This window comes from Pseudokineococcus marinus (assembly GCF_013004605.1).
Lineage (GTDB): Bacteria > Actinomycetota > Actinomycetes > Actinomycetales > Quadrisphaeraceae > Pseudokineococcus > Pseudokineococcus marinus.
Genome location: NZ_JABEMA010000444.1, coordinates 1 through 1,859 on the forward strand (window position 1 = coordinate 1; position 1,859 = coordinate 1,859).

At 77.3% G+C, this 1,859-nt stretch carries 2 protein-coding genes and 1 pseudogene; all 3 read left to right on the plus strand.

Annotated elements, in window-relative coordinates:
* Positions 1–255 (plus strand): annotated as a pseudogene (locus tag HLB09_RS16430) (TPM domain-containing protein); the annotation flags it as partial.
* 254 nt (positions 256–509) lie between these two features.
* Positions 510–1,226, plus strand: a complete 717-nt coding sequence (locus HLB09_RS16435; RefSeq protein ID WP_171204376.1) for a PspA/IM30 family protein — start codon at positions 510–512, stop codon at positions 1,224–1,226.
* Between the two features lie 74 nt (positions 1,227–1,300).
* Positions 1,301–1,859, plus strand: a 559-nt coding sequence (locus tag HLB09_RS16440) for a DUF885 family protein (protein WP_171204377.1), incomplete at its 3' end; no start/stop codon positions are given.

Below are 1,859 nucleotides of genomic sequence, written 5' to 3' on the forward strand. Positions count from 1 at the left end.
GGGGGCGGGTACGGCGGTCGGCGGGGCTCCTCGGTGGAGGCGGCCGTGCTCGGCGGCATCCTCGGCGCCGTCCTCACCGGCGGCGGGCACCGCGGCGGGGGCGGCGGCTTCGGCGGTGGAGGCGGCTTCGGCGGAGGCGGCGGCGGCTTCGGCGGGGGCGGCTTCGGCGGGGGCGGCGGCTTCGGCGGTTCGGGCGGTGGCGGGGGCTTCGGGGGCGGCGGCTTCGGCGGCTCGGGCGGTGGCGGGCGCTTCTGACGCCCCCTCGCCCCCGAACCGCCTCCCTCGACCTTCGTAGACCGTCTCCGCCGTCGAGGGCCCCAGCGCGGACTTCGTAGCCTTCTTCCGCCGGTGAGAGCCCCAGCGCGGACTTCGTAGCCTTCTTCCGCCGTCTGGGAGGGCGCCGCGGGCGCTCGAACACCGCCCCCGGGCACGGCGTCGTGGCAGGCTCGCACCGGCGCGGCGCCGAGCGGCGTCGCGGCACACGGGTGACGACGAGAGGACGATCGACGATGGCGCAGCAGTCCCTGCTCGGACGGGTCGGGCAGCTGGTCCGGGCGAACCTCAACGCGGCGCTCGACGCCGCGGAGGACCCCGAGGTCATGCTCGACCAGATGGTCCGCGACTACACCGCGAGCATCCGCGAGGCCGAGGACGCCGTCGCGCAGACCATCGGCAACCTCCGGCTGCTCCAGGCGGACGCGGCCGAGGCGCGGCAGACGGCGTCGGAGTGGGGCGGCAAGGCGCTCGCCGCGAGCCGGCGCGCCGACGACCTGCGCACGTCCGGCGCCACCGCGGAGGCCGACCGCTTCGACACCCTCGCGAAGGTGGCGCTGCAGCGGCAGATGACGGCCGAGTCCGAGCTGCGCGGCTTCGAGCCCCAGATCGCCGCGCAGACCGAGGTCGTCGAGAAGCTCAAGAAGGGCCTCGACGGCATGCGCGGCAAGCTCGCCGAGCTGCGCACCAAGCGCGACCAGCTGGCGTCCCGCGCCAAGGTCGCCGAGGCCCAGAACCGCATGCACGACGCGGTGAAGGGCATCGACCTCATGGACCCGACGAGCGAGGTCTCGCGCTTCGAGGAGAAGGTGCGCCGCGAGGAGGCCCGCGCCGCCGGGCGGGCCGAGCTGGCGGCGTCCTCGATCGACGCCCAGTTCGAGGAGCTCGAGGCCGACTCCGACGCCCTCGAGGTCGAGGCCCGGCTCGCCGCCCTCAAGGCCGGCGGCGCCTGACCCGGGCCCTCCTCCCCGCACCCCGTCGGCACGTCGCCGTCCCGGGGGCACGGGGCCCGCCTAGGGTGCGGCGGGTGCCCGACACCGATGTCACCGCGCCCCGCCGGCCCTCCGCCGTCGACGACCTCGCGGACGCCCACGTGGACGCCTACGCGGCCCTCGACCCGGTCGCGGCCACCGGCATGGGCGCCCCCGGGCACGACGACGAGATGACCGACTACTCACCCGCCGGCGACGCCGCGCGGGCCGACCTCGCCCGGCGCACCCTCGCGGCGCTCGAGGCGCTGCCCGCCGGCGCGGTGCGCGACGACGTCGACGCGGTCACCGTCGCCGCGATGCGCGAGCGGCTCGGCCTCGAGGTCGAGATGGCGGACGCGGGCGTCGGTTCTGGCGAGGTCACCGTGCTCGCGACGCCGCTGCAGGACGTCCGCGAGGTCTTCGACCTCATGCCCGTGGCGACGGCGGACGACTGGGCCGTCGTCGCCCGACGGCTGGCGCTCGTGCCGGACGCGCTCGCCGGCTACACGACGTCGCTGCGGGCCGCGTGCGACGGCGGTCGGGCGCCCGCCCGGCGCCAGGTGCGCGCCGGGGCCGAGCAGGCCGCCGAGTTCGCCGCAGCCGGCGGCTTCTTCG

What these genes read in the sequence shown, in the direction of transcription:
- HLB09_RS16435 (WP_171204376.1), top strand. Translation starts at nt 510, where the DNA reads ATGGCGCAGCAGTCCCTGCTCGGACGGGTCGGGCAGCTGGTCCGGGCG.